Genomic DNA, 25,169 nt, shown 5'->3' on the forward strand with positions numbered 1-25,169 from the left:
TATTTTGAGATAAGCACATGAGTCTTCAACTGCAAAATAATCAGCGCTTTGATGTTTCATCAATTCAATTTTTAACTGTTGATGATTTCCAAAATAATGTACGCAGTGCTCTATCAAATGGCTATCGAATAATTGCTCTTACACCGATTGATAAAAATATTCCAGAAAAAATAATAGCTGTAGTTACTGATAATGCTTCTTCATCAATTAATATTATTGGTGGTCAGTTTGATAAATCTAAATTGGAGTTTGAAAGTTTTGCAAATGAATTTCCTCAAACAAATTATTTTGAATGTGAACTCTCCGAAAATTATGGATACGTTCCGCTCAATCATCCTTGGCTTCGTCCGGTTAGAAAACAAAATGTTATTCTTGGAAATAAACCGTATCACTTTTATAAGTTAGAAGGTGAAGAAGTTCACGAAGTTGCGGTCGGTCCTATCCATGCAGGAGTAATTGAACCCGGTCATTTTAGATTTCAATGCCACGGTGAACTCGTTTACAATCTTGAAATAAATTTAGGCTATCAGCATCGTGGAGTAGAAAAACTTTTACTTCAATCAAATTCAGATCAAAGAATTATTCTGTCTGAATCAATTGCTGGTGATACAACAATCGGTCATACTTTTGCACATTGCAGTGCAATCGAAAGTTTAACACAAACACAACTTAGTCTGCGCGCTGAAGTAATCAGAACAATCGCTTCTGAAATTGAGAGGATTGCAATGCACTTATCCGGTCTTGGCGGCGTTGCTAATGATGTTGGTTTTGCTTTGCCTTCATCATCTTACGGAAGACTTCGCACGCTTGCGATAAATAGTTTACTGGCACTTTGCGGCTCTCGTTCTGGCAGAGGTTTATTTATTTATGGCGGTGTTCGATTTGATTTTAATGACGATATAATAAATGTTGTAAAGAAAAATCTTGAAGTTATTCGTAATGATGTTGCAGAAATTAACAACTATCTTTTTTCATCAATTGGTGTGCTTACAAGATTTGAAGATACAGGCTCAGTCTCTAATGATCTTGCAAAAACTATTGGCTTGGTTGGTCTGACGGCACGTGCATCTGCTTTAGAAGAAGATGCAAGAATAAATTTTCCGTATAGCGCCTATCGTTATAATCCCGTTTCTATGATTACTCTCTCAAGCGGAGATGTTTTTGCGCGTGCAAGGTTACGTGCATTGGAGATTGATGAATCACTTAAATTTATTTTTGATCAGATGGATAATCTTCCATCAGGCGAATTAAAATCCAATGTGGGAGCAATAAAAAATAATTCCGGTGTCGTTTCTATTGTTGAAGGATGGCGCGGCGAAATTGTTCATATCGCTTTTACTAATGAAAACGGAAATTTAACTCAATATAAAATCAAAGATCCATCATTTAATAATTGGTACGGATTAAGTTTAGCTTTACGCAAAACAGCTATTTCAGATTTTCCTTTATGTAACAAAAGTTTTGATTTATCGTATGCAGGACATGATCTTTAATAATTTATTGGCAAATGATACTTGTCATTCCTGCGTAAGCAGGAATCCAATTACTTGGAGTAAAGTAGATTCGACATTTTCGTGGGAATGACATAACAAGTAGAAAAATAATTTATGAATGACGCAATAAAAATAAGATTGCTGCAAGGCGATCCAATAATTCACGATGTGAGAAGTGTAAAACTTCCTCCCCTATTTCGTGGGTTACCAAGGATTGAAGACAAAGAATGTCAAGCTGGTTGTACCAAATGTTCAGAAGTTTGTCCAACAAACGCAATCAATTTAAATCCTGTACAGATTGATTTGGGCTTATGTGTCTTCTGTCCTTTATGTGAAGAAGTTTGTCCGGAAAAGATTATTCATTTCACAAATGAATATCATACAGTAGTTGATAGCAGAGAAAAACTAATAATCACAAAACAAGTAAAATCAATTTCGCCTGAAATCGCTTCACAAAAAATCAGAAAATATTTTGGTAAATCATTAAAGCTGAGAGAAATTTCCGCCGGCGGCTGTAACGGCTGCGAACTTGAGTTGAATGCACTAAGCAATGTTAATTTTGATTTAGGAAGATACGGAATTGAATTTGTTGCTTCACCTCGCCACGCAGATGGAATTGTTATAACAGGACCATTAACACAGAATATGACAAACGCAATAGAGCTTTGTTACGAAGCAGTTCCAAATCCCAAAATAATTATTCTGTTCGGTGCTTGTGCAATTAGTGGAGGAATATTTCAAAATTCTGATTCGATACAAAGTAATTTTTTAGAAGAAAATAAAATTGATCTTTACATTCCCGGCTGTCCCCCACATCCACTAACATTTATAAATGGATTATTGGATTGGTTAGATAAAAAATAATGGGAATCCCTCCCTTCCGGAATTTAGCTAAGATTTTTCTACAGGTAAGTTAAATTCAATTGTGATTGATTCAGCATCAATTATTTTTTCAATTACAAAAGGCTGGCTGTTATCCATTACATGATATTTTTCCTTCGAGGGTTCTAATACAATATAAAAGTCTTTAACAATCATTTGAGTGAAAGAGAAAACATAAATCTTTGTCACGTTTCCCGTTGAAACTGTTCTAATTAGATAATTATTTTCTTTATCTGCATAAGTTTTTGCACTAACTTTTAACTCATCCTCTAAAGTATCAGCAGCGAGGATATTTGATTTACGAGGTTCGTTTTCCCACTTGATATGATTCGGATAGAGCGTAAATATTTTTGGTAAGGTATAGGCGCTGATCTTTTCTGCCAATTTTATTTTTAATGATTCATCAACTTTTTTAGATAGATTAAGTTTCAGATTCTTATAAAATTCTATTGCTTCCCTCATTGACTCCCCCTGTTCAATCTCACGTATCTTTTCCGCACTCAAATTTTGCGGAGAAAAAACGTACTCAAACAGTTCTTGTTCATTTATCATTTTTATAGTTCCTTAATATGTTCATTCTATCATTATAATATTCGTAAAATATGTTTTTACGGAAAAGCGGCTTTATTTAATTTTTTATAAGGTCAGTAATTTCTTTTTTAAAGATTTTAAATAGATACTCGAATATATTCTGATATTTTTTTTGATAATCGCTTAATGATATTTCAATAAACTGCTCAAATAAATATTTATATAATCCGGGACTTACTCCTCCATCCTTCAAATCTGTTGAAATACTTTGCAAAGCCTTCTCAATTCCGCTCACTTCAAATTCATTCAACTTATGCTGCGCTAAATAGGATACCCGCATCTTTTCAAATGTACTCTTTAAGGCTTTATCAACAATTCTATTAACCTCAAATTTATCCTCTACCTCAACTGTTCCGTCATTTAGTAATTCAGCAGCATTCAATTTTTTTATTCGCATCACTAAAGCATTAATCGGAATAGCCGGCGTTTTATTCGTTTGAGCTTTGATATAAGAAAATATTTTTTCAAGCATTTTCTTTGATGAAAACAGCTCAGCCGGAAGCGAATTTATAAAATCAGCATCCGGAAGTGAATCAGGCTGATGTTCCCTATCATCCTGAACAATGTATGTGATACCGAGAAAATGCTTCTTACAATATTTTTCTTTATCAATTTTATAACTCACCGAATCAAGAATTTTAGAAAAGAATGGATCAGAGGTTCGTAAAAGCTGCGCTACATAATTTTCTGAGGACTTAGAGACTAAAGAGTTGAGAAAGTACAAAGCGCTTTCTTCAGTTTCGATTTGCGGCTGCCAATTATGTATTAAGGTTTTTAACCTAATGAATACACCGTTTGAATCACGCTCGAATAAATGAACAATTGATTCGATAGACATCTCTGTTAAGCTGACATCTTCAGCGAGCAGAGCTTTACTGATATTCTTATAGCGATACTTCAAATAAGTATGAGCTATTTTTTGACATACCACAACGAGTTGATTTATTTGAAGTCGTGTAATGTTGTCATCACAAATTGCATTTAATATTTCAAGTATAGAAAAGGAGTTTTTCATACAGGGCTAAACTAATAAAAAATGGAATACCAAAAATATAATGAGTGGAGAAAAAGAATTTTCCATTTTTATTAATATAATATTTTTGTACACCTATATAAGGTTAGCACAGACAGGATTGTCTGTGCTACGAATAATTCATTCGGGCTTTTACAAAACTTAGCAAGTTATGGACAGCCAATATGGCGTAAAAAATATAAGATAACTGCAAGGTATAATTAAAAGCCAATAGGAGTATAATAGCTAAGCAATAGGTGAGCAATAGCTGTTTGTAACTAAAACACGCTAAAAACGAAGTGACTGTATTAATAGTTGTTTTTGTTTGGCAATATTGGCAGAAGGATGAAAATGAGATTTTATTTCCTTAAAAATCATTTAGATTCAATCCGTAACTAACGAGTGCGGGTAATACGCATAGCCCATAAAACAAGCTAAAAACAAAACAAAAAATATTTTTAATAAATTTTTACTTTTTTTTCCGAAAAGGGAAGAATTATGAATATACAGGTAATAGAAGTAAGAAGATTAATAAACGAAAGGAAAGATTCAAATATTCTTAATGAAACAGATATTCAAAATAAATTGGATTTTTTTATTAATAACTCTGAGCCTTAACGGTCCAAGTTTTACACAACAAACTATTTACTTTGCAGATGCGCATTATTCGGGTTTTGCTTCAGAAATGTATGAGAATCAGTATGATAAAATACCGAAACAATGTAAATCAATTAAAAGAATATTTCAATGTTGGCGGTAGATTGGTCGGGATAGTTTTTACCGTACCAGATTATAACAAGATTGTTATGAAAGTTATTCCGGATTCAGTAATTATTGTAATGTACAATATATACGATGAAATTCTCAAATTAAATTGTGATTTCCTTACATCCTTTAATCCTCATAGCTTGGATACTAGTAAACTTAATTTATTCATTACAATCGAAGGATTGACAGAGAGTTCAATCAATAAACTTCTTGATATCGATACTGAACATTACATTATGGTTGTAGGCATAATTCATAATAATGATACTGAATTAGGTAACTGTTGCTATTGCTCGAAAGAAAATGATATGGGGCTGACTGAAAAAGGTAAGGCATTAATCGAAAAATTAATCAGAAATAAAATTATCATTGATGTTGCTCATACTTCTTTAAATAGTTTTAGAGACATTCTGAAAATCTGCATAGAAAAAAATGGTTTAGTTTTATCCTCACATACAGGCTTATACGACCTTAATGAGCATCCGCGTAATCTGAGAAACGAGCAAATTGAAGAACTTAAAAAGATAGATGGTGGAATAGGGTTGATAATTCACCAACCCTACATTAGTAAAATGCCTACAAAAAAAACCACAATCGCCACCTACTTCGAGTTATTAGAATTTCTAGTTAATGATATGAATATGAAAAATGTTTTTATAGGATCCGATTACTGTTCAGATATCCAACCAATAGTTGGTGTTCATTCATTAGCGGATTTGCCCAGAGAGATATTACATTATGACAAAAGTAATTTAACGAGCCAGGAAATTCAAGGTTTTACAATTAATAATCTTTTAAAAATATTTAATAAAATTAATTAAGAGGCACTTATGAAAAAGTTAGTTGTGATAGTGATTTTTTTAGCCTTTGCATTTCCGTCTTCCATAAATTCCCAAAATTTGTGGGATAAAATAAAAGATAAAGGCAGAGAAATAATTAATCAGGGGAAAGAAAAAGTAAAAGAATATTATGATAACAATAAAGATAAGATCAAAGAAAAAACAAGAGAGGTGATAAATAATTCTACTAATAATATTCAAAAACTAAATAATAAATATAGCGGAACGTATCAAAGGACTATCGAAAAAACTAAGGAAATCACATCTGAGATAAGAAAAAACCCAAGAAAAATATTTGAATATAAAAAACAGGCAGACAGACTTGTACAGGGTGCGGTAATACTGGGGTAAAAAATATTCCTGTATATGATCCTCAAACAGGTCAAATGACAAATATGGATTCATACTGTAGAACCTTTGTTAGCGAGGTCGGTGGTGATGCAATTAGAGGCAGTGAACTTGAAGAAGATCCTGTTGGATTAGCTGTAATGATTATGATGGATGAGGATTATTTACTTGAGGCGAAGTTAATTACCACGCCTGAGGGAGAGTGGATCAGCGCAAATGATGCTGTAAATTCAAGTCTAAATCAGCATTCAGTAAATCTATTGCATACCGACTATGCAGAAATGAAAAATGCTTATGAGAGAGGGGACGTTACTTATTTCAATCAAAAATTTGAAGACTTTAGAGGTGATGTTGCAAATCTTTCTAACTATTGTGCTTATTCTTGTCCTTGGGTATATCTCTTCAACGGTGAAAAGTTTATCAAATATAAGGAAACAATTAAAGATCAAAATTCTGAATCTTTAGATTTATACCAACCACTCACAATACCAGTACAATACGTTATAGATAATAAACTATCAGTTTTGATAAATGAAGAGCTTGAAGAAACATCTTACTTGGATCATATCTATTTGGAAGTTGATGGAGCCAGAATAGAACCTGAAGCTGCTCTTGTGATAAGAGAATTATTATTGCGACCTGATGAAAAGTATTTGAAACTGGAAAAGGGAGAAAGCGTTTTGCTAACTTTCAAAATCTTAGGCAGCACCCTGCTCGATAGTGAAATAAAGATAGTAGCCAAAGGTTATTATCAACCAAAAGTAAAATTAACATCAAGATAGATTTATAAATATTAAATCGGGATTCACAATGAAATCAACAAAATTTTCCATCATAGTTCTAATTATAATTTTAATAACAAGTTTTACAAGTGGCCAAAATTTTTGGGAACAAACAAGTGCCCCTGGATATATAATTACTTATGCAATGTTTCAAGATGAAAATGAATATATCTATGCTAGTGCCCAAAATATTGGCATTTATCGTTCAACCAATAATGGTACAAATTGGAGCTTATTGACTGTTGGGTTAACAAACCTGAATATATCTTGTATTCGTGGGGACTTTGATGGTACTTTATATTTGGGTACTAAGTGGCCAGGAATATTATTTAAGTCTACTAATAATGCTCAGACTTGGAGCCAAGTAACTACTACACCAACAGATATAGTGTCTGTTCTTGCAATAAAGGGGACACAAAATATATTTGTTGGAACCGCTGAAGGTATATATCGAAGTCTAGATAAAGGAACAAGTTGGCAGTTATTAGATAATGGGATTCCCACTAGTTTCCCTACTATCATTCATAATATAGTGATCTTACATAATGGGGATATATTAGCTTCAGTTTCCACAGATACTTTTAGCAGAGTATATCGTTCTACTGATAATGGGGATTCTTGGGCACCGACGACAAGTGATACCTATTACATTACTAGAATTAAAGTAGATGAATGTAATAACTATATATATATGTCATTTAATGGTGGAGAATTGTGGAGATCGGTTGACGATGGTTACTCATGGGAAGTGAAAAATAATGGTATCATTACAAACATTACATCTGATATTGCCATTAATTCTTCAAACTATGTTTATTTAGCAACTCAAGGACAAGATTTTGAAGAAGTCTATAGAACTACAGATTTAGGAAATAATTGGGAGGCAATATCTTCAGGATTGCCGTATGTCCAGGTTATTTCGCTTCTATTAACTAAAGATGGATTTATATATGCTGGTACATATCGTAATAATACGGGATATGGAATCTACCGATCAGTAACTCCTACTTTTACTCCACCATTAGTCACAACAAATGACCCTGTAAATGTTACACAAACTACTGCGACTTTAAAAGGACCCTAAATCCAAATGGTTCAAATGTAGATTACTTTTTTGAGTATGGACTAACAACGAGTTATGGAAATGTTACCCCTACTCAATCAGGTGGTTCAGGAAATACAAATCTAATAGTATTGTCTAACATTAGTGGACTTCAGCAAAATACCCCCTATCATAATCGTCTTATAGCAGAGATGTGTGATGGAGCAAGGATATACGGTAACGATCTTCAATTTACAACCCTTCCCCTATCCAGCATTGAATTAACCTCACCAAATGGTGGTGAAAATTGGCAAGTTGGTAGTCAGGAAGATATTACCTGGTCAACCATCGGTATAGAAAATGTAAAAATTGAATATTCAATTGATGATGGAATATATTGGAATCCTGTAATCAATTCTACATCAGCAAATTCTGGTACCTATAGTTGGATGATCCCAAATACCCCTTCTACTCAATGTAAAGTAAGGATAAGTGATGTTTTAAATAGTTCGATTGCAGATACCAGTTCAAACACTTTCACTATTAGCGAAGCACCAATAATTACTGTTACAACACCTTCCACTGGTACAATTTGGGAAGCTCTCAGTCAACAAACTGTGACTTGGACTTCAGTAAATGTTTTGGGAAATGTTAATATAAAATTAGACACCGATGGAAGTTTAACATTTCCAATAACATTAAAAAGTAATACTACTAATGACAGTACTGAATTAATTACTGTCCCGGATAATCCTTCAAGTACTTGTAGAATTAGAGTAGAATCATTTGGCAATCCAACTAATATTTTTGGATTAAATAATGGCAACTTCACAATAACACCTCCAGTAGATGTTCATGACATATTAAATAATCAACCAACTGAATATTCTCTTCATCAGAATTTTCCAAACCCATTTAACCCAGTCACCAGGATCTACTATGCTGTTCCAACAGAAAGCCCGGTGACAATAAGACTTTATGATATTCTTGGAAAAGAGATCAAGTTATTGGTTGATGAAATAAAAACCACCGGTAATTATTGGATAGATTTGGATGCAAGCGAATTGCATAGTGGTGTTTACATTTATCAAATGAGATCGGTAAAATTTAATCAGAGTAAAAAACTGATACTAATGAAATGATTTTTGGCATCTTCAATTTTTAAAAATTATTATTCTCAAATACTTTTAAGGTGATCAAATGAAAATTAAAATTATTATGATTTTTGTTTTGTTGTTATCAGGATTTTCTTATTCACAATTACTTTTAACTTCATCGGAAGTATTAAACTCTCCAGATAAGTATGAAGGAAAATTTTTAGGTATGATTGGAACTGTCAGATATCTTGAGACCTTCATAAATGGCACAGGAAATAGAGCAATGAAATTTCAGTTGTCTGAAGATAACGGAGATTTTGTGACTGTCAGACTTGCATTTGAAGAAGCCTGGATTACAGAAGGTGAAAAAGTCCAGATTAGCGGAATATTTCATAAGGATTACGGGCTTGGCTTGGAACAAAATCTAGTAATAATAAATCAAGGTAATTACGGTGAAAGTATCATTCCATATGAGGAAGACAAAACAACAAAATTTTTAGATGGGCTATTGAGGAAACTAATAAAATAATCACCTCATTCTTGAAATACTGATTTATAGAATATTAACGAAGGAGTTAAAATGAGATATATTCACATTTGTATTTTTTTTGTACTTCTTGCCATACTTTTTAATGGGTGTGGTAGTCCATTAGCCCGTTTGTTAACCACTGGAAATCCAAGCATACCGGATTCTGAGATTATGGACGACGGCTACTATTTTGTAAGTGAGCATTACTACGGAATATTCGGTCCAGTTAAATATTACAAAAATACTCCATATGGCAAGATTCAAAGTAGTTATTTAAGTGCTGTGTATAATACTTATAGCTTGGAATTGTCCAGTAGTGTGGCTGTGGTAAATGGTCCTTATCTTAGTGAAGATTATGCTAATAGAGAAAGAAAGACTAAAATTGATTACATAAAATGGCAAGGTAGTGGGAATTACCGTGAAATCTCTTACCAGTAGATTTTATTCAGTTTTTATTCGTTTATTGTTGAAAGTGTTTAATTAGGATATTAGCATAATTTAATCACAGGTTTTGGATAGGATTAGTAGGCTGATCTTCTGTAATTACAATAACAGTTAGATCATCATAATTTATAAATGGATGAAAATTTAGGAATATAGGTTTTAACTAATTATAGAGGTCAAAAAATGAAGAATTATTTCATTGAGATTTTAATATTATTCTTAATGGGAATAACTTTCTTAAAAGCCCAAGATATTCAGGTTGGTATATCATCAGGCAGTAACTTTTATGGTTCAACTAGCTGGAGAAACTGGGATTTGAATTATGAGATTTATATTGCAGATATTAATGGCGATGGTAAAGCTGATTTCATTGGTAGAAATAGAAGAACTAGTATGATTAAAGTAGGAATTTCCAATGGAAATGGATTTTCAATTTCAAGCGGATCTTGGAATGAAAACTACTGGGACCTGAATTACGATATTCATATTGCCGACGTTAATGGAGACGGTATGGCAGATATAATCGGAAGGAGTGAAATCGATGGAGATATTCAGGTTGGTATATCATCAGGCAGTAACTTTTATGGTTCAACTAGCTGGAGAAACTGGGATTTGAATTATGAGATTTATATTGCAGATATTAATGGCGATGGTAAAGCTGATTTCATTGGTAGAAATAGAAGAACTAGTATGATTAAAGTAGGAATTTCCAATGGAAATGGATTTTCAATTTCAAGCGGATCTTGGAATGAAAACTACTGGGACCTGAATTACGATATTCATATTGCCGACGTTAATGGAGACGGTGTGGCAGATATAATCGGAAGGAGTGAAATCGATGGAGATATTCAGGTTGGTATATCATCAGGCAGTAACTTTTATGGTTCAACTAGCTGGGGAAACTGGGATTTGAATTACGATATTCATATTGCAGATGTTAATGGTGATGGTAAAGCTGATTTCATTGGTAGAAATAGAAGAACTAGTATGATTAAAGTAGGAATTTCCAATGGAAATGGATTATCAACTTCAAGAGGATCTTGGAATGAAAACTACTGGGACCTGAATTACGATATTCATATTGCTGACGTTAATGGAGACGGTATGGCAGATATAATCGGAAGGAAATAATTTTTTAACATTCATCTGGAGGCTGTCGCGGTGAAAACTGCGGCAGCTTTTATTATTAATCCAGTTCAGTTTGTTTAACCCGCTTGCCTTTCCTTCTACTTCCGTAAGGAAACAAATTTTTTCATTATGTCAAAGAACATTATGTCTTTTATTGTACTTTAAACATACAAGGTTTTTTACAATGCCTTATTGGATGGAAAGAGTTTTACCAAACACCACCAGCTAATATTATTTTGTTTCTGTATATGGAATGATTATGCTACCATATCGTAGATAAGTGGTTTTATTTGTAATTGTTTTAAGATATATTTACAAAAAAAAAGGAAAATGTTTGTGGAAATTCTAAATGCTGTTTATAAAAATGGCGTGCTTGTATTATTAGATAAGCCTGACATGGAAACTCTAAAGAGTAAAAGACTGAGCGTTAATATTGTTGATGAGGATCAGTATAGAAAATCACAATCAGATAAACTTAAAAGTATTTATAAGTATCTCCATAAGTCTAATCCATTTGCAGAAATTAAAGATGTTGTAAAATGGCAGAAGCAAATAAGGATTGATCGTGAAGTACTTAATTGATAGTAATATCATTATTTATTCATGCATACCTGATTACAAGTTTATTTCTGATTTTATAATCGAAAATCTTCCCGCTGTTTCTATAATATCCAAAATCGAAGTGCTTGGATACAGCAAAATTACTTCTAATGAAAAATTAAGAATTGAAAATATATTTAATATACTTGAGGTTATCGGATTTTCGGAAGAGATCGTTTCTAAAACTATTGAACTAAAGAGTAAGTATAATCTTAAACTGGCTGATGCAATTATTGCAGCAACATCAATCGTTAATGAACTTGTTTTATGTACAAGAAATTTAAAAGATTTTAATAAAATTAAAAAGATTAAACTCTATAATCCATTTGATGATTAGACTATATGTATGTCAGGATTTTTACTATTCATTCCATCTCTTCCTTCTTCACCCATATGCCATTTTTCCAATAAAGGATATTGTTCTTGAGGATATTTTCATATTCCTTTGTATCGGAATACGGTAGGTTAAGGATCCCTTTTGCTACAAGTGAATCTCTTTTAACACGGAATTGATTATCAACCGATATATTAAAATCAATAAGATTTTGGGTTAACTTATACCAAATACCTGAAAATGAATTCTTCATATCTGAGTCTATTATAAAAAAATATTCTTTTGTATTGCTTAAATAATTAAGAGTTCCCATATGAATTGATTGAAATCGATTTTGTACTGCAAAATCATAATCAGTCTTAGGTATTCTAATTAAACAAATAAAATCTGAGACTGGATAATTTTTTATTTGATAATTATCTGTTGTTGGTCTTATACAATTGACACCTGTTAAATTAAATCCAAAAAATATAGCATCTTCAAAACCATTGTCTAAACCAATACATAAAATATCCTTTTTACCATCATTGTTTATATCTCTAATTTTACCATCGTAAGTATGGCCTGAAGACCATAGAATACCAGTATTAATTTTCTGGGTAGTAAGATCAATTGCAAATACTGCGGAACTAAAAGAATTCCCATTATTAGCAAACAAAAAAAGTGAATTGTTCTTTCCGATCATAAGAGTATCAATCATATAAATTGTATACATTGATTCTAAATCCTCTCGCAAAGAACTTACTTTCTCTTGAAAAGAAAATTTCCAAAGCAAGTTCTGATATTTATCATAACATCTTAACGCGCAGGTAGTGTTAAATTCACCATTTTTCCCAATTTGTTCATTTGCAATTAATACTTCTGATGTACCATCAGAATTCACATCAATCAGTTTACTGAACTTGGATAAATAATTTTCATTTCCCACAGAAAGTTCATCCAATCTCAAATGTCTTTTCCAAAGCAACTTTCCATTATTGTTTTTAACAAAAATGTATTGTCCATCAGCTGAAACCGAAGCTGGGTTATCATCAAAATCAAGTACGAAGAAATAAGAAAGCAGCACTGTCAATAATATTGCAGTAAGAATTCCTGCCCAGTTGTGTTTTACAAATCTGCCGCTTCGCTGTACGGGTGTTAGTTTTTTAATCTCTACTATGTTCCTTCGGTTCAGTATGTCTTCAAGGTTTGTTACGGGAATTAGTTCTAAGTTTCGATTGGGATAAAGTGTTTTTAATTCGTCAAGTTTTTGTTTTGCGGCTGGGTAATCATCAAACGGTACAACAAACATTTTTGCACGTGAGTAAAATACTGCTGCAGTTTTTGCTTTTATTATTTCCGCTGAAACAGAGTTTATCTTTCCTGCCCCATCCATTGGACCGGTGAAAACCATACTGTTTGCTGTACGCGCAACTGTGTTGGAGTTATAAAACTTTAATAGTTCTTCAATAAAACATAAAGTTAAAACCACTCCAAGTGAACTGCCGCGGTAAACTCCATAGCTTCCGTTAAAGTGAATGAACACTTCAAAATTCTGGTTATCTTTTTTTACTTTGCTTTGTACAAAACTCTTTGCTGCCTGCCAGGAATTATTTAGTTGTGTAGTTAACAGTTCATCTTTTTCAATTTCATCGGGAATAGTAAAAAACTTTTGTGAAGTGTTTACTGGTTTTAAGTGAAGGGTGATTGTGTCTAAATAGCCATCAATATTATTCTCGTTGTCATTGTTTTTGGAGAGCAGAGGAAAAATAAAACGCTTTCGTGTACTGTCATCACTTTCAATTCCATCAAGAGCATTTTTTATAATCAAAGTTTTTTCTTGAAGTGAATGAAGAGAATTTTCTAAATCGCTGGTGATATTTTTTAATGATTGAATTTGAAGTATCGTTTTTATCTGTTCGATTATAGAATCAGTAATCTTAATGTCAATTCCTTCGGGTAAGAATAGATCGAGAAGTCTTTTATAAGCATCTATAAATTCGGGAAGATAACTTTCGACCAGAAGTGAATTGTTTGAGGCAAATAGAAGTTTAATAAAATTTTGAAGAGCAAATACTTTGTGGCGGGCAGATGTGTTTCTGCTTAATTCCGAATGCAGAGATAGTCTTGAAGACTCTATTGTAAGCAGGATATCAGTATTCAAAAATATTCCTTTGGCATAACAAAGTTAGTTCATTTAGAAAAAAGAAAAATCTCCGCCACTAATTACACTAATTTTCACGAATTATTAAAAAAAATTAGTGGTAATTCGTGAAATTAGTGTCAGTTGATTTTAGAAATAAGGTTCTCCATATTATTCTGTGCCTGCCGAAGTTTGAGTTTTTGAAGAATGCTCGTTACATTTCGACAAGCTCAATGTGCCAATTGAATGGCAGAAAAAAGAATCTAATAGTGATCTTAAAAAATATATCCTTAAATACTCCTATAATTTCTTAATTCTAAATTGTAAATTCAGGTGTAAATATTTTATTACTTGTTGTGAGTTGATGAGCTAAAAATATAAACCGTTAAAACGGTTATTGATTAAATTTTTGTTTTTCTTTTTCAATGGGATAGATCCCATTGAGAACTTAATAATGCGCCCGTAGCTCAACCCCGCTTTGCGGAGCAAGTTATTGATATTTAAAATTATTGATCAAATAGATTTTATCGTTCTCGAAATTAATGCGCCCGTAGCTCAACTGGATAGAGCATTTGACTTCGGATCAAAGGGTTGAGGGTTCGAATCCTTCCGGGCGTACTAGTTCAATTAACAATTAAAAATGTACAATGTACAATTCTCCAAAACAGGCTCGTACATTTTGAAGGGTGATTAGATTGCTATTCTCTGAAGATAAATATCGGTTTATGTTTGCAGCACTTCAGGAAGCTGAAAAAGCATTTGAAGATGATGAAGTGCCCGTTGGTGCAGTAGTTGTAAAAGACAATAGAATCATCGGTAGGGGTTATAATCAAGTAGAAAAACTTAGCGACCCAACAGCACACGATGAAATGATTGCGATCACTGCAGCCGCAAATCATCTATCCAATTGGCGATTGACTGAGTGCGATATATTTGTTACTCTCGAACCATGCATTATGTGTACCGGTGCTCTCCTTTCGGCAAGAATTAACTCAATTTATTTTTCTTCATTCGATTCAAAATTTGGAGCTTGTGGTTCTATTTACAATATTGCCGAAGAAAATAAAATGAATCATAATATTTCTGTTTATTCAGGTCTTTATTCAGAAGAAAGCAATTTATTACTCACACAGTTTTTCAAAAAAAAGCGTTCACAAAAAACTAATCACTAAAATTTATTCACAAAATCTGGAACTATCATGAGAATAATTTTATTTGGACTCCCCGGCGTAGGCAAAGGAACACAAGCAAAAATCCTTTCCTCAAATTTGAACATACCTCATATTTCCACTGGTGATATTTTAAGAAAGGCAGTAAAAGACAAGACAGAACTTGGTTTGAAGGCTCAATCCATAATGAGCAAAGGTGAACTTGTTCCTGATGATTTGATGATCGGATTAATAAAAGATACTTTTCAACAAGACGATTGTAATAATGGATTTATACTTGACGGTTTTCCAAGAACTGTGAAACAGGCTAATGCCTTTGACAATCTATTAAGCGAGATGAATATTTCAAATGTTGTGTTATTATATCTTACTGCAGATGAAAATGAAATTGTAAAAAGACTAACCAACAGAAGAGCATGTAAATCCTGTCAAACAATCTTTACTCTACAGGAAATTAAAGGAGTCACGAACTGTCCAATTTGCAATGCTGAAAACAGTTTTTATCAGCGGGAAGATGATCAGGAAGAAGTTATCCGAAATAGAATTGCTGTTTTTAATTCATCAACCAAACCTGTGTTTGATCACTATCAACAACAGAATAAAGTTCTGACAATTAATGGAATTGGTTCAGTACAATTAGTCAATGATTCGATTGTGGCTGCATTGATGAGCAGAAAAAAATAATTATTCGGCTTCCGCTTTTTGTTTGATGACAGCTTTGAAAGCTTTGCCGTTTTCGAGTTTGTAAATTTTCGAATTTACTTTTTTTACAATTTCGTAGTTGTGAGTTGCAAACAAAATTGCTGTGCCTCGTGAATTTATTTTCATAAGTATTTCAAGAATTTCGGAAGAAGTTTCTGGATCAAGATTGCCTGTTGGTTCATCGGCAAGTATTAGCATTGGTTCATTAAGTATAGCACGCGCAATTGCTACACGCTGCTGTTCGCCTCCGGAAAGTTCATTTGGTTTGCTGCTGCGGCGGTGCGAAAGTCCAACATCAGCGAGTGCATTTGTTACCTTTCTTGTTATCTCGCTTCGAGGTGTGTTTAGGACTTCAAGTACAAAAGAAAGATTGTCATAGATATTTCTATCTTTTAATAATTTAAAATCCTGAAACACAATTCCTAACTTTCGTCTGAGTAAAGGGAGCATTTTTGGTTTGATCGTTTTAGAATCAAACTCGCCGACTCTAACGATCCCGGAGTCGGGAAAAATATTCATGTAAATCATTTGCATAAGAGTACTCTTCCCCACCCCGCTTTTGCCTATTAAAAAACAAAATTCGCCTGGAACAACTTCTATATTTAGATCATCAAAAAGAGGGTGATTCCCATATTTAAAAACTATATCAGTAAGAGAGAGCATCTTGCTTCCTTTTTTTTAGAATAAATTGCAGCCGATCCGAATTAGGACTTCCTTTTGTAAATGTGAATGCACGGTAACATTCAGCAACATATAAATTTGTTTTTCTATCACTTCAAAATAAAAATTAAACGGGTAAATTTTTTGTTTATGTTTCTCGATGATCTGTTTGCCATCCTTAAATTTTAATACAAAGATATTTTTGTGAATTCTTGTTTTAGGATTGAAGTTAGTCTGATGATCGTATTGAATATTTTTAATACTCCCGCTATGGTTTGAGTACTTAATAAACTTGTAACTATTCTTTTCGAGACTAACATCAAAAGTAAATATACCATCGTCGGCTAATATGCTTTCTACATCTTTCAGCATGCTAAAAAACTTTTTTTTTGAAGTGAGATAATTAACACTATCGAATAATGAAATCACAAGATTAAATTTTTTCTTTAATGGAATAGCAGACATATCAAAACAAATTTTTTTCAGTTTTTATCATTTGATTGAAAAAGCATGCTCGAAGAAATATCAGAAGCCACAATTGATTTTACATTCCTTCTTAAAATATTTGCAAAGTTGCAAGTACCGCTTCCAAGTTCAAGAGCAAAGATTTCCCCATCAATATTTGCTGCAGCAATTGTCCAGATATACTCCGCCCATTTTTCATAGTTTACTTTACGCATTATTCTATTGTAAACAATTGAAAGATTTTCGTAAGGCTTAGAAATATTTTTCTCAGTCATTGTACAAGCGATTAATTGAAATCCTATTCGCATAATTAAATGCTTGCAGCATACTGTTTTCACTTGCGATGTTTTTACCGGCAATGTTAAAAGCCGTACCATGATCAGGTGAAGTTCGGATGATTGGAAGTCCGGCGGTATAATTAACCCCATCGTTAAAGTTCAGCATCTTGAATGGAATAAGTGCCTGGTCGTGATACATCGCAAAGACTAAATCGTAATTTTTATAATTATGGTTTGCAAAAAATGCATCAGCTGGAAAAGGACCAAACAAATTCTTTTTTAACGCTGATGATTTAATGAATGGCGTGATGATATTTACTTCTTCTTTCCCGAGAATACCATTTTCACCAGCGTGCGGGTTCAAACCAAGTATTGCGATTTTGGATTAGAAATATTAAAATCTTCCTTTAATGATTTTACAATTGTTTCAAGTTTTGACGAAAGCAATTCCTTTGTAATTACAGAGGGAACTTTTGAGAGCGGGATATGAATTGTTAACAGTGCTGCTTTCATCTTTTGAGATAAGAACATCATTACGAAATTCTTTTGCTTTGTAATTTCAGCAAGCAATTCTGTATGCCCGGGATAATTAATCCCTGCTTTATTGAAACTTTCCTTTGAAATTGGGGCGGTAATCATCGCAGAAAATTTATTAGAGAGACATGCATTAGCCGCAATGGCTATTGCACTGAATGCAATTCTTCCGGAAGATTTTGTTGGCTTAGCAAGTGTGATTTTTACGTTGCCGAGATCAAATATATTCACTGATTTATTTTTAAGTGCATTTATATCATAGGAATAATAAAAGTCGAATTTGGGGGGTGTAATTTTTGAATACAACTCAAATACATTTCGCGGGCAAATAAAGGTAAAAGCTGAATCTTTTCTTTTATAAATTTTGTTAAGAGTTTTAATAACAACTTCGGGACCGATGCCATTTATATCGCCGCAAGTAAAAACGAATCTCTTCATTCTTCACTCAAAAGTTGAAAATCCCCGGTTCCGGTTTTATCAATAAATGAAAAAACATTGTTTGCATCTTCATAAAACCATTTTTCTATAATGTAGCCATCGTCGTTTGATATTCTATCAATTTTAGCCGGGTGTCCAAATTTAACAAATACTTTTCCCCGATCTGTATTCACACCGCTTTTACCTGAGATTGGTCTAAAATTCAAATTGGCATAATCTATCCTTAAATAGTATTCAGCCATAAGCTCGTTGTAGCTTGTATTCGGTGAAGGATCATATTTCCCCCAATATTTGTTCAGTGCACTAACGTAATCTTTTTCATCATTGGAAAGAAGCGTTTTAACAACCTCCTCCTTTTCTATTATTTTCAGATAAGAAATAGCCTCCTCAGGGTCTGCAAGTGAAACCGGTTTGTTGATCCACAAAGATTTGAAGATGAACTCTTCTGTAGTCTTTTGATCCTTATTATAATTGATTTTGAATACCACATCCCCCTCCAATAACTTTGAGGAAATATCTTTAATGATAAAACATTTTATTTTTTTCTCATGAGAACTTTTTAGGACGATTTGATTCTCACACGAAATCTATGTTTAACGAATTGAAAATGTAAGAATTCGTACTCGACATCATTACAGTATCTCTGTTATTTAACATCGAATAATTAATTTGGCTAATTGAAGTATCAATTACAGGGATTAAAAGAGAAAAAGTTTCCTGGCTGAACGGAATAAACCCATTGAAGTTAGATAACTGAAGCACCTCCTCCCCATCACAAGTAATTTTCTTTGAATTTATAATGATAGGCTTGATCAAATCGTTCTGCACCATTACTTCTTTATTTAATTCATCAGCCTTTATCAAATACTCCCGCTTTGAATTTACATCCGTCAATATTGCTCTCAACTTAAATGTTTTCTTTGCACTAAATAGATAAATTACATCTTGATCGAAAGTGTTATTATCAATAGACTTGTTAAAATCGAGGGTAAGAATTTTTTTTTGTTTTATTTGCCGCGCAACAAAGACGGAATCATCATCAAACAATTCAACATTTATTTGATATGCAGCGCTATAAGTATCCATATCCTTTTCAAACACAAGCGAACTGTAGGGAATTCTAAAAGAATAAGTTATTGATATACCTGAGTCACGGAACAAGAATACTTTCAGCAAAGAAAGGGATTGTGCGGGGCTGTGAGTAAATTAATGTGAGACTACAAAGTGTAAATACTAAATAAAAAAATTTATAATTCATGAATTACTTTCAAATAAATTAACACGAATAAGACACTTTTAAAAATAAAAAGGCTTTTCAAAAGTTGAATCTAAATTTCATTCAAACATTTGAAAAGCCCAAAATAAAAGGACAAAGAAATCAGCTATTCATATTGTTCAGGAATTCTTTGTTGTTCTTAGTGCCGCGCATTTTATCAAGCAGAAACTCCATAGCTTCAACTGGAGAAAAATCACTAATGATTTTTCGAAGTATCCACATTTTTTGGAGATCATCTTCTTTCAACAAGAGATCTTCTCTTCTTGTGCCGGAACGATTAACATCAAGAGCAGGAAAGATTCTTCTATCACTGAGATCACGATTTAGCACCAGTTCCATATTACCGGTACCTTTGAATTCTTCAAAGATAACATCATCCATTCTGCTGCCGGTATCTATAAGCGCTGTAGCAATGATGGTTAAACTGCCGCCATCCTCTGTGTTACGAGCGGCTCCAAAAAATCTTTTTGGTTTTTGAAGAGCATTGGAATCAACACCCCCGGAAAGTATTCTTCCGCTGTGAGGAACTACGATGTTGTGTGCACGCGCTAATCTTGTAATACTGTCAAGAAGAATTACCACATCCTCTTTTGCTTCGACAAGTCGTTTTGCTTTTTCAATAACCATATCGGCGACCTGCACATGTCTTTCAGCAGGTTCATCAAATGTAGAACTGATAACTTCAGCTTTAACTGTGCGCTCCATATCAGTAACTTCTTCAGGTCTCTCATCAATAAGAAGAATTATAAGTTTAATTTCGGGATGATTTCTTGTAATTGAATTTGCGATTTTTTGAAGTAGTACTGTTTTACCGCTCTTGGGAGGGGATACGATCAAACCACGCTGTCCTTTGCCAATCGGGGCAAGAATATCCATAATGCGCATAGAATATTCGCCCGGAGCAGTTTCGAGTGATATTTTTTTTGTCGGATAAACTGGAACTAAATTATCAAAGAGCGTACGATCTCTGATTGCCGCAGGATCTAAGTTATTTACTGCCTCAACCCGAAGGAGAGCAAAAAACCTTTCACCATCCTTTGGAGGTCTAACCTGTCCACTAACAAAATCACCTGTTCTTAGATTAAACTTTTTTATCTGGGAGGGAGAAACATAAATATCATCGGGCGATGGCAGGTAGTTGTAATCAGAGGAACGCAGGAAGCCGTATTGATCGGTCAATACTTCGAGCACACCCTTTGAAAATGTTAACCCATCCTTAGAAGACTGCGCTTCTAAAATTTTGAAAATTAGTTCTTGTTTTCGTAAGTCGCTGTATCCTGCAATTTCAAGTTGTTTTGCAAGTTCATTTAATTCAACGATTTTCTTCGACTTAAGCTCGGAAATGTCCATAGGCATGATAGAATCCCATTAGATTTGTTAGTGGAAATGAAAAAGATTATAGAATATAGATTTTAAAAAAATATTGGTTTTCAAAAATTATCCGGAAATGTTCAGTGGAATTTTGCACCCGGTTTGTTCTTATTTCATGATTGGAATAAGATACGCCTCAAACTTAATGCTAATTAAAAATAATGTCAAGTGCTTTTATTGAATTAAGTTAGATTTTATTTCGCCCAATAAATACATACTGCCGAGCACTACGAGACAATCGTTTTTGTTAGATTGAATAAAGTCATTAATAAATTTCACAGGTTGTGGTTCTAAATTTACATTTATATTTTGATTATTTGCAACATTCTGTAAATCTTTAATAGACATTGCTCGCTCGTAATTTACAGTAGTAATTCTGATTTCATCAAAGAACTGATTTAGCATCAGCAGCATTTTCTCTACTGCTTTATCTTTCATAGCAGCAAAAATTAAAATTTTTTTGCCTTTAATTACTGACGCTTCTTTTTTAAACTCGGATAGAAAATTCTCCACCCCTTCGGGGTTATGTGCTGAATCAAAAATGACTAATGGTTTGGTTGAATAATATTCATACCTGCCTTGCAATTTAGTATTATTAACAACGTTTCTAATACCCTGTAAAATTATGCGCTGGTTATCTATATTAAAAGTTTTTGCGATCACTAACCCGGCAAGCGCAGCATTATATTTTTGGTAATCACCTTTTAAAGGCATAGTCCAATCATCAAGTTCAATCTCTTCTGTATAAAGTTCAATGACTCCCCCGCTGAAGTTTGTATATTCATCAATTGCAAATAGCTCGCTCTCAGTTTCTCTGCACTTATTTTCAATAACAGCAACAGCCTCTTCAGGCAATTTGCCGATGAATACTTTTGATTTATTTTTAATTATTCCGGCTTTTTCAAAGGTGATTTCTTTAAGTGAATTTCCAAGAATGTTAGTGTGTTCCTGGCTAATGGAAGTTATCACGATAGCTAAAGGGTTCAAAACATTAGTTGCATCCAGCCTTCCGCCCAATCCGGTTTCGATTACCGCATAATCTACTTTTTGATTTTTAAAATACTGAAACGCCATCGCGGTGGTAACTTCAAAAAAAGTGAGAGATTTATCAAGTATTATTTTCTCATAATTCGCATAAAACTCTGCGATAGCTGAATCCGGAATTTCTTGACTATTAATTCTGATCCGTTCATTAAATCGAACGAAATGAGGGGAGGTGTATAAACCAACCTTGTACCCGGCTTCCATTAAAGAACTGGCAATAAAAGAGGCAGTACTGCCTTTCCCGTTTGATCCCGCAATATGTATAGTTTTTAATTCCGCTTGGGGATTCCCAATCTCGTTCAAAAATGAAACTATATTTTCCAAACCAAGTTTGACACCAAATGTATGCAGTGCAAAAAGCTTATCTAATGTTTCTTTAATATTCATTGCAGCTATATTAAAAATGATCCGGTTAGTTCTGATAATTTGTTGAGGTTTTGTTTAATGCAAAAATCTTCAAGCGATGATAAAATTTCTTTAGCAGCAGAGGGATTAATGAAATTCAAAGTTCCAATTTGAACTGCCGACGCACCGGCTATCATAAATTCTACCACATCCTGCCAGTTCATTATTCCGCCAATTCCGATTATAGGAATTTCAACATTTCTTTTTATCTCCAATACTTTAGCCAATGCAACGGGTTTAATTGCCGGACCAGAAAGTCCGCCTGTTACAGAAAATATTTTTGGTTTACGAGTAAATATATTAAATGAAGTTCCTACAAGTGTATTGATTGCGGAAACTGCATCACCACCTTCCTGTTTAACAACTTTAGCAAAATCGGCGATGTATGAAACATTTGGTGAAAGCTTTATGATTATCGGTTTTTTGGTCGCTGCACGAACTTTTGCAGTAACTTTACCAACAGCAGCTAAATCATTACCAAATTGAAGTCCCCCTTCCTTAACATTCGGGCAGGACACATTTATCTCAAATGCTTTGATTGAATTTTCATCAGTTAATAGATTAACACATTCGGCATATTCATCTATATTACTTGCGGCAACGTTGCAAACTATCGGCACATCATATTTTTGCAGAAACGGAATTTTGGTTTTTATAAATTCTTCCACACCAACATTTGCCAGACCGATAGAATTTAACATACCTGCTGGAGTTTCTACAATACGCTGCGGTGGGTTGCCTTTTCGCGGTTTCAGGCTTAATGATTTTGTTACGATTGCTCCAATAGTATTGAGATCAATAAACTCAGCCATTTCATTTCCGTACCCAACCGTCCCTGATGCAAGCATGATTGGATTTCTTAATTGCAGTGTCCCAATTGAAACGGAGAGATCAACCTTATTCATAATTCGACATCCTTGATATTAAATACAGGTCCGTCTTTGCAGACCAGTAAATATTTATCTTTATGATTAGTTGATTCTATCGGACAGCCCTGACAAATTCCGAAACCACAAGCCATTGCACATTCAGTTGAAACTTCACAGTCAAAATCGTTTTCAAGAGAAAATTCTTTTAATGGTATTTTGATCTTGCTTTTTTTCAGTTCTGAAATTTTATGTTTTAGCAGCGCAACAACGTTGCCTTTGAACCCGGTAGTTCCATCATCAGTGGATGTAAAAAGATTTTTCATTCCATAAGTGATAACATCGTGAATTGATCTTCCACCAATAAAAGTCATTACTTCTTTTTTATCTGTCAATCGTTTTATTAAAAATGGAAATGGAGCTGCACCTAAACCACCGCCAACGATTACGGCAGTATTGTAATCACCTTCGCTAGTAAAGCCATTACCGAGTGGTCCAAGGATATCAACCGGTTCATTTATTTTTTTTGCGGCAAGTAGCTTTGTACCTTCCCCGAGAATATTAAACATCAAATAGATGTAATCACCTTCCACATCACAAACACTGAATGGTCGGCGAAGCAATGGATAATACGAATTAGAAACTTTAACATTAAGAAATTGTCCGGGCTGAACAATCGAAGCTATTTCGGGGCAATAAATTTTTTGTAAAAATATTTTATGATCAAGTTCGATTAATTCTTTTACAGGAGCATTAACTGTGAACAATATAAAATCCTATTTAATATTTTTATTTATCATAGAATAAAACAAATCAAATCAGGGATGTTCTTCCATTTGATTCAATGTCAGATAGTGAACAACGTTTTTAACATCCTGACAATTGTCAGGACGGCAAATTAGTAGAGCTTCATCTGTATTGATAATGATTAAGTTTTCAACACCTATAAATTCATTAAATTTATTTGGTAAATAAATGTATGAGTCAACAGACATATCTGAATAAACTTGCACGGAGATAGAATTGCCATTGTTATCCTTCTCGGAGAGCTGATAAACTTCTTCCCAGCTTCCCACATCACTCCAATTGAATGAACCTTTCGTAAGATATACTTTGTTAGATTTTTCCATAACGCCGTAATCAATTGAAATTTTTTTGAGTTGTCCATACAAATTGGTTAAAACAGATTCAAAGTCGCTTTTGCCAAATGACTTCTTTATAGATTCCAAACTTTCAAATAAATCTGGCATGTGTACTTTCATCTCTTCAAGAATTGAATCTGTCCGCCATATAAACATACCGCTGTTCCACATAAAATCACCGCTCTCAAGAAATCTAACAGCAGTTGCATAATTTGGTTTTTCGGCGAAAGTAAAAACCTTATAAATATTTTGAGCGACTTCCTTATCGTCTATTTGAATATACCCGTAACCGGTTTCAGGTCGGGTGGGTGTAATACCAATTGTCAAAAGTCCGCCGGATTTATAAGCAAATTCAATTGCATTTTTTAGAACTTTGTGGAAGGCTTCTTTGTCACGAATAATATGATCTGCAGGCAGAACAATCATCACTGCATCTTTATCTCTTTTTTCAATTATAATAGATGCCAGCCCGATGCAAGCAGCGGTGTTTCTGCCGAATGGTTCCTCAATAACATTGTCAGATGGAATTTGAGGAAGCTGTTCACAGATACCCTCCTTTTGGAGTTTATTTGTGATTACTAAAATATTTTGAGTATCCACAAGACCATTTAACCTGCTAACAGTATCCTGAATCATAGTGTTCTCACCAAAGATTTGAAGCATCTGTTTGGGAGTTTTTTTCTTACTTCTTGGCCAAAATCTTGAACCAACTCCCCCAGCCATGATTACAGCATAAATTTTCATTACTAATTATTCCTCATTTTTAAATTGCTGATTGTGAAAAAAAGATTTTAGAATTTTATCCGAC

General features: G+C 33.5%; 29 protein-coding genes and 1 tRNA gene. 15 read left to right on the plus strand and 15 right to left on the minus strand.

The window, feature by feature from the left end:
- Positions 1 to 17 precede the first annotated feature (17 nt).
- Positions 18 to 1,493, plus strand: a complete 1,476-nt coding sequence (locus tag IPH11_19250; GenBank protein MBK6915688.1) for a hydrogenase — start codon at positions 18 to 20, stop codon at positions 1,491 to 1,493.
- 114 nt (positions 1,494 to 1,607) lie between these two features.
- Positions 1,608 to 2,357, plus strand: coding sequence for an NADH:ubiquinone oxidoreductase (locus IPH11_19255; protein MBK6915689.1), 750 nt, complete (start codon positions 1,608 to 1,610; stop codon positions 2,355 to 2,357).
- Between the two features lie 27 nt (positions 2,358 to 2,384).
- Here the strand turns inward: IPH11_19255 and IPH11_19260 are convergent, their stop codons facing one another.
- Complete coding sequence (locus IPH11_19260; GenBank protein ID MBK6915690.1) at positions 2,385 to 2,927, minus strand: hypothetical protein; 543 nt, start codon at positions 2,925 to 2,927, stop codon at positions 2,385 to 2,387.
- Positions 2,928 to 3,003: 76 nt separating this feature from the next.
- Positions 3,004 to 3,981 (minus strand): hypothetical protein, encoded by a 978-nt coding sequence (locus tag IPH11_19265; protein ID MBK6915691.1) that lies wholly within the window; start codon positions 3,979 to 3,981, stop codon positions 3,004 to 3,006.
- A 698-nt stretch (positions 3,982 to 4,679) separates the two neighbouring features.
- Here IPH11_19265 and IPH11_19270 point away from each other — a divergent pair.
- From IPH11_19270 to IPH11_19315, 10 genes are all read left to right on the plus strand, one after another.
- On the plus strand, positions 4,680 to 5,567 hold the full coding sequence (locus IPH11_19270; protein ID MBK6915692.1) for a membrane dipeptidase: 888 nt from the start codon (positions 4,680 to 4,682) through the stop codon (positions 5,565 to 5,567).
- Positions 5,568 to 5,576: 9 nt separating this feature from the next.
- Entirely contained in the window at positions 5,577 to 5,936 is a 360-nt protein-coding gene (locus IPH11_19275; GenBank protein MBK6915693.1) for a hypothetical protein, read from the plus strand.
- Positions 5,937 to 5,971: 35 nt separating this feature from the next.
- On the plus strand, positions 5,972 to 6,715 hold the full coding sequence (locus IPH11_19280; protein ID MBK6915694.1) for a hypothetical protein: 744 nt from the start codon (positions 5,972 to 5,974) through the stop codon (positions 6,713 to 6,715).
- A gap of 28 nt (positions 6,716 to 6,743) precedes the next feature.
- Entirely contained in the window at positions 6,744 to 7,799 is a 1,056-nt protein-coding gene (locus IPH11_19285; GenBank protein MBK6915695.1) for a hypothetical protein, read from the plus strand.
- Positions 7,800 to 7,909: 110 nt separating this feature from the next.
- Positions 7,910 to 8,899: a T9SS type A sorting domain-containing protein gene (locus IPH11_19290; GenBank protein MBK6915696.1), complete on the plus strand. Its 990-nt coding sequence runs from the start codon at positions 7,910 to 7,912 to the stop codon at positions 8,897 to 8,899.
- A 58-nt stretch (positions 8,900 to 8,957) separates the two neighbouring features.
- Positions 8,958 to 9,383 carry a hypothetical protein gene (locus IPH11_19295; GenBank protein MBK6915697.1) on the plus strand — a complete coding sequence of 142 codons (426 nt, stop codon included), beginning with the start codon at positions 8,958 to 8,960 and terminating at the stop codon, positions 9,381 to 9,383.
- 51 nt (positions 9,384 to 9,434) lie between these two features.
- Entirely contained in the window at positions 9,435 to 9,821 is a 387-nt protein-coding gene (locus IPH11_19300) for a hypothetical protein (protein ID MBK6915698.1), read from the plus strand.
- 189 nt (positions 9,822 to 10,010) lie between these two features.
- The gene (locus tag IPH11_19305; protein ID MBK6915699.1) at positions 10,011 to 10,958 is read left to right on the plus strand and encodes a VCBS repeat-containing protein; all 948 of its coding nucleotides are present in this window, start codon (positions 10,011 to 10,013) and stop codon (positions 10,956 to 10,958) included.
- A 333-nt stretch (positions 10,959 to 11,291) separates the two neighbouring features.
- On the plus strand, positions 11,292 to 11,537 hold the full coding sequence (locus IPH11_19310; GenBank protein MBK6915700.1) for a hypothetical protein: 246 nt from the start codon (positions 11,292 to 11,294) through the stop codon (positions 11,535 to 11,537).
- Positions 11,521 to 11,892 (plus strand): type II toxin-antitoxin system VapC family toxin, encoded by a 372-nt coding sequence (locus IPH11_19315; protein MBK6915701.1) that lies wholly within the window; start codon positions 11,521 to 11,523, stop codon positions 11,890 to 11,892. Before IPH11_19310 ends, IPH11_19315 begins: the two co-directional genes overlap by 17 nt.
- 28 nt (positions 11,893 to 11,920) lie before the next feature.
- Here IPH11_19315 and IPH11_19320 read toward each other — a convergent pair whose 3' ends face one another.
- The gene (locus IPH11_19320) at positions 11,921 to 14,032 is read right to left on the minus strand and encodes a hypothetical protein (protein ID MBK6915702.1); all 2,112 of its coding nucleotides are present in this window, start codon (positions 14,030 to 14,032) and stop codon (positions 11,921 to 11,923) included.
- Positions 14,033 to 14,555: 523 nt separating this feature from the next.
- On the opposite strand from IPH11_19320, the gene IPH11_19325 reads away from it, so the two are divergent.
- The 3 genes from IPH11_19325 to IPH11_19335 all read left to right on the plus strand — a co-directional run bounded on the left by IPH11_19325 (position 14,556) and on the right by IPH11_19335 (position 15,864).
- Positions 14,556 to 14,629, plus strand: a tRNA-Arg gene (locus tag IPH11_19325).
- A gap of 107 nt (positions 14,630 to 14,736) precedes the next feature.
- A complete protein-coding gene (locus IPH11_19330; protein ID MBK6915703.1) occupies positions 14,737 to 15,183 on the plus strand; it encodes a nucleoside deaminase in 447 nt (148 codons plus the stop codon).
- Positions 15,184 to 15,210: 27 nt separating this feature from the next.
- On the plus strand, positions 15,211 to 15,864 hold the full coding sequence (locus IPH11_19335) for an adenylate kinase (GenBank protein ID MBK6915704.1): 654 nt from the start codon (positions 15,211 to 15,213) through the stop codon (positions 15,862 to 15,864).
- Here the strand turns inward: IPH11_19335 and IPH11_19340 are convergent, their stop codons facing one another.
- The 12 genes from IPH11_19340 to IPH11_19395 form a co-directional block, all read right to left on the minus strand.
- A complete protein-coding gene (locus IPH11_19340) occupies positions 15,865 to 16,545 on the minus strand; it encodes an ATP-binding cassette domain-containing protein (GenBank protein ID MBK6915705.1) in 681 nt (226 codons plus the stop codon).
- Between the two features lie 15 nt (positions 16,546 to 16,560).
- Positions 16,561 to 17,007: a hypothetical protein gene (locus IPH11_19345; GenBank protein ID MBK6915706.1), complete on the minus strand. Its 447-nt coding sequence runs from the start codon at positions 17,005 to 17,007 to the stop codon at positions 16,561 to 16,563.
- 17 nt (positions 17,008 to 17,024) lie between these two features.
- Positions 17,025 to 17,282 (minus strand): hypothetical protein, encoded by a 258-nt coding sequence (locus IPH11_19350; GenBank protein MBK6915707.1) that lies wholly within the window; start codon positions 17,280 to 17,282, stop codon positions 17,025 to 17,027.
- A complete protein-coding gene (locus IPH11_19355) occupies positions 17,275 to 17,649 on the minus strand; it encodes a 4-hydroxythreonine-4-phosphate dehydrogenase PdxA (protein MBK6915708.1) in 375 nt (124 codons plus the stop codon). The genes IPH11_19350 and IPH11_19355 overlap by 8 nt, the downstream gene beginning before the upstream one ends.
- Positions 17,646 to 18,257 (minus strand): 4-hydroxythreonine-4-phosphate dehydrogenase PdxA, encoded by a 612-nt coding sequence (locus IPH11_19360; protein MBK6915709.1) that lies wholly within the window; start codon positions 18,255 to 18,257, stop codon positions 17,646 to 17,648. The genes IPH11_19355 and IPH11_19360 overlap by 4 nt, the downstream gene beginning before the upstream one ends.
- On the minus strand, positions 18,254 to 18,745 hold the full coding sequence (locus tag IPH11_19365) for a GWxTD domain-containing protein (GenBank protein MBK6915710.1): 492 nt from the start codon (positions 18,743 to 18,745) through the stop codon (positions 18,254 to 18,256). Before IPH11_19365 ends, IPH11_19360 begins: the two co-directional genes overlap by 4 nt.
- A gap of 88 nt (positions 18,746 to 18,833) precedes the next feature.
- Positions 18,834 to 19,343 (minus strand): hypothetical protein, encoded by a 510-nt coding sequence (locus tag IPH11_19370; GenBank protein MBK6915711.1) that lies wholly within the window; start codon positions 19,341 to 19,343, stop codon positions 18,834 to 18,836.
- A gap of 292 nt (positions 19,344 to 19,635) precedes the next feature.
- A complete protein-coding gene (gene rho, locus IPH11_19375) occupies positions 19,636 to 20,883 on the minus strand; it encodes a transcription termination factor Rho (GenBank protein MBK6915712.1) in 1,248 nt (415 codons plus the stop codon).
- 195 nt (positions 20,884 to 21,078) lie between these two features.
- A complete protein-coding gene (locus IPH11_19380; GenBank protein ID MBK6915713.1) occupies positions 21,079 to 22,335 on the minus strand; it encodes a bifunctional folylpolyglutamate synthase/dihydrofolate synthase in 1,257 nt (418 codons plus the stop codon).
- Positions 22,336 to 22,340: 5 nt separating this feature from the next.
- Entirely contained in the window at positions 22,341 to 23,258 is a 918-nt protein-coding gene (locus IPH11_19385; protein MBK6915714.1) for a dihydroorotate dehydrogenase, read from the minus strand.
- Positions 23,255 to 23,986 (minus strand): dihydroorotate dehydrogenase electron transfer subunit, encoded by a 732-nt coding sequence (locus IPH11_19390; protein MBK6915715.1) that lies wholly within the window; start codon positions 23,984 to 23,986, stop codon positions 23,255 to 23,257. The genes IPH11_19385 and IPH11_19390 overlap by 4 nt, the downstream gene beginning before the upstream one ends.
- A 51-nt stretch (positions 23,987 to 24,037) precedes the next feature.
- Positions 24,038 to 25,105 (minus strand): mannose-1-phosphate guanylyltransferase, encoded by a 1,068-nt coding sequence (locus IPH11_19395; protein MBK6915716.1) that lies wholly within the window; start codon positions 25,103 to 25,105, stop codon positions 24,038 to 24,040.
- Between the last annotated feature and the right edge of the window lie 64 nt (positions 25,106 to 25,169).

The organism is Ignavibacteriales bacterium (assembly GCA_016709155.1).
GTDB lineage: Bacteria > Bacteroidota > Ignavibacteria > Ignavibacteriales > Ignavibacteriaceae > JADJEI01.

Coding starts and splice junctions, on each gene's coding strand:
- IPH11_19250 (MBK6915688.1), top strand. CDS start 18: ATGAGTCTTCAACTGCAAAATAATCAGCGCTTTGATGTTTCATCAATT.
- IPH11_19255 (MBK6915689.1), top strand. CDS start 1,608: ATGAATGACGCAATAAAAATAAGATTGCTGCAAGGCGATCCAATAATT.
- IPH11_19260 (MBK6915690.1), bottom strand. CDS start 2,927: ATGATAAATGAACAAGAACTGTTTGAGTACGTTTTTTCTCCGCAAAAT.
- IPH11_19265 (MBK6915691.1), bottom strand. CDS start 3,981: ATGAAAAACTCCTTTTCTATACTTGAAATATTAAATGCAATTTGTGAT.
- IPH11_19270 (MBK6915692.1), top strand. CDS start 4,680: ATGATAAAATACCGAAACAATGTAAATCAATTAAAAGAATATTTCAAT.
- IPH11_19275 (MBK6915693.1), top strand. CDS start 5,577: ATGAAAAAGTTAGTTGTGATAGTGATTTTTTTAGCCTTTGCATTTCCG.
- IPH11_19280 (MBK6915694.1), top strand. CDS start 5,972: ATGACAAATATGGATTCATACTGTAGAACCTTTGTTAGCGAGGTCGGT.
- IPH11_19285 (MBK6915695.1), top strand. CDS start 6,744: ATGAAATCAACAAAATTTTCCATCATAGTTCTAATTATAATTTTAATA.
- IPH11_19295 (MBK6915697.1), top strand. CDS start 8,958: ATGAAAATTAAAATTATTATGATTTTTGTTTTGTTGTTATCAGGATTT.
- IPH11_19300 (MBK6915698.1), top strand. CDS start 9,435: ATGAGATATATTCACATTTGTATTTTTTTTGTACTTCTTGCCATACTT.
- IPH11_19305 (MBK6915699.1), top strand. CDS start 10,011: ATGAAGAATTATTTCATTGAGATTTTAATATTATTCTTAATGGGAATA.
- IPH11_19330 (MBK6915703.1), top strand. CDS start 14,737: ATGTTTGCAGCACTTCAGGAAGCTGAAAAAGCATTTGAAGATGATGAA.
- IPH11_19335 (MBK6915704.1), top strand. CDS start 15,211: ATGAGAATAATTTTATTTGGACTCCCCGGCGTAGGCAAAGGAACACAA.
- IPH11_19340 (MBK6915705.1), bottom strand. CDS start 16,545: ATGCTCTCTCTTACTGATATAGTTTTTAAATATGGGAATCACCCTCTT.
- IPH11_19345 (MBK6915706.1), bottom strand. CDS start 17,007: ATGTCTGCTATTCCATTAAAGAAAAAATTTAATCTTGTGATTTCATTA.
- IPH11_19350 (MBK6915707.1), bottom strand. CDS start 17,282: ATGACTGAGAAAAATATTTCTAAGCCTTACGAAAATCTTTCAATTGTT.
- IPH11_19360 (MBK6915709.1), bottom strand. CDS start 18,257: ATGAAGAGATTCGTTTTTACTTGCGGCGATATAAATGGCATCGGTCCC.
- IPH11_19370 (MBK6915711.1), bottom strand. CDS start 19,343: ATGGATACTTATAGCGCTGCATATCAAATAAATGTTGAATTGTTTGAT.
- rho (MBK6915712.1), bottom strand. CDS start 20,883: ATGGACATTTCCGAGCTTAAGTCGAAGAAAATCGTTGAATTAAATGAA.
- IPH11_19380 (MBK6915713.1), bottom strand. CDS start 22,335: ATGAATATTAAAGAAACATTAGATAAGCTTTTTGCACTGCATACATTT.
- IPH11_19385 (MBK6915714.1), bottom strand. CDS start 23,258: ATGAATAAGGTTGATCTCTCCGTTTCAATTGGGACACTGCAATTAAGA.
- IPH11_19395 (MBK6915716.1), bottom strand. CDS start 25,105: ATGAAAATTTATGCTGTAATCATGGCTGGGGGAGTTGGTTCAAGATTT.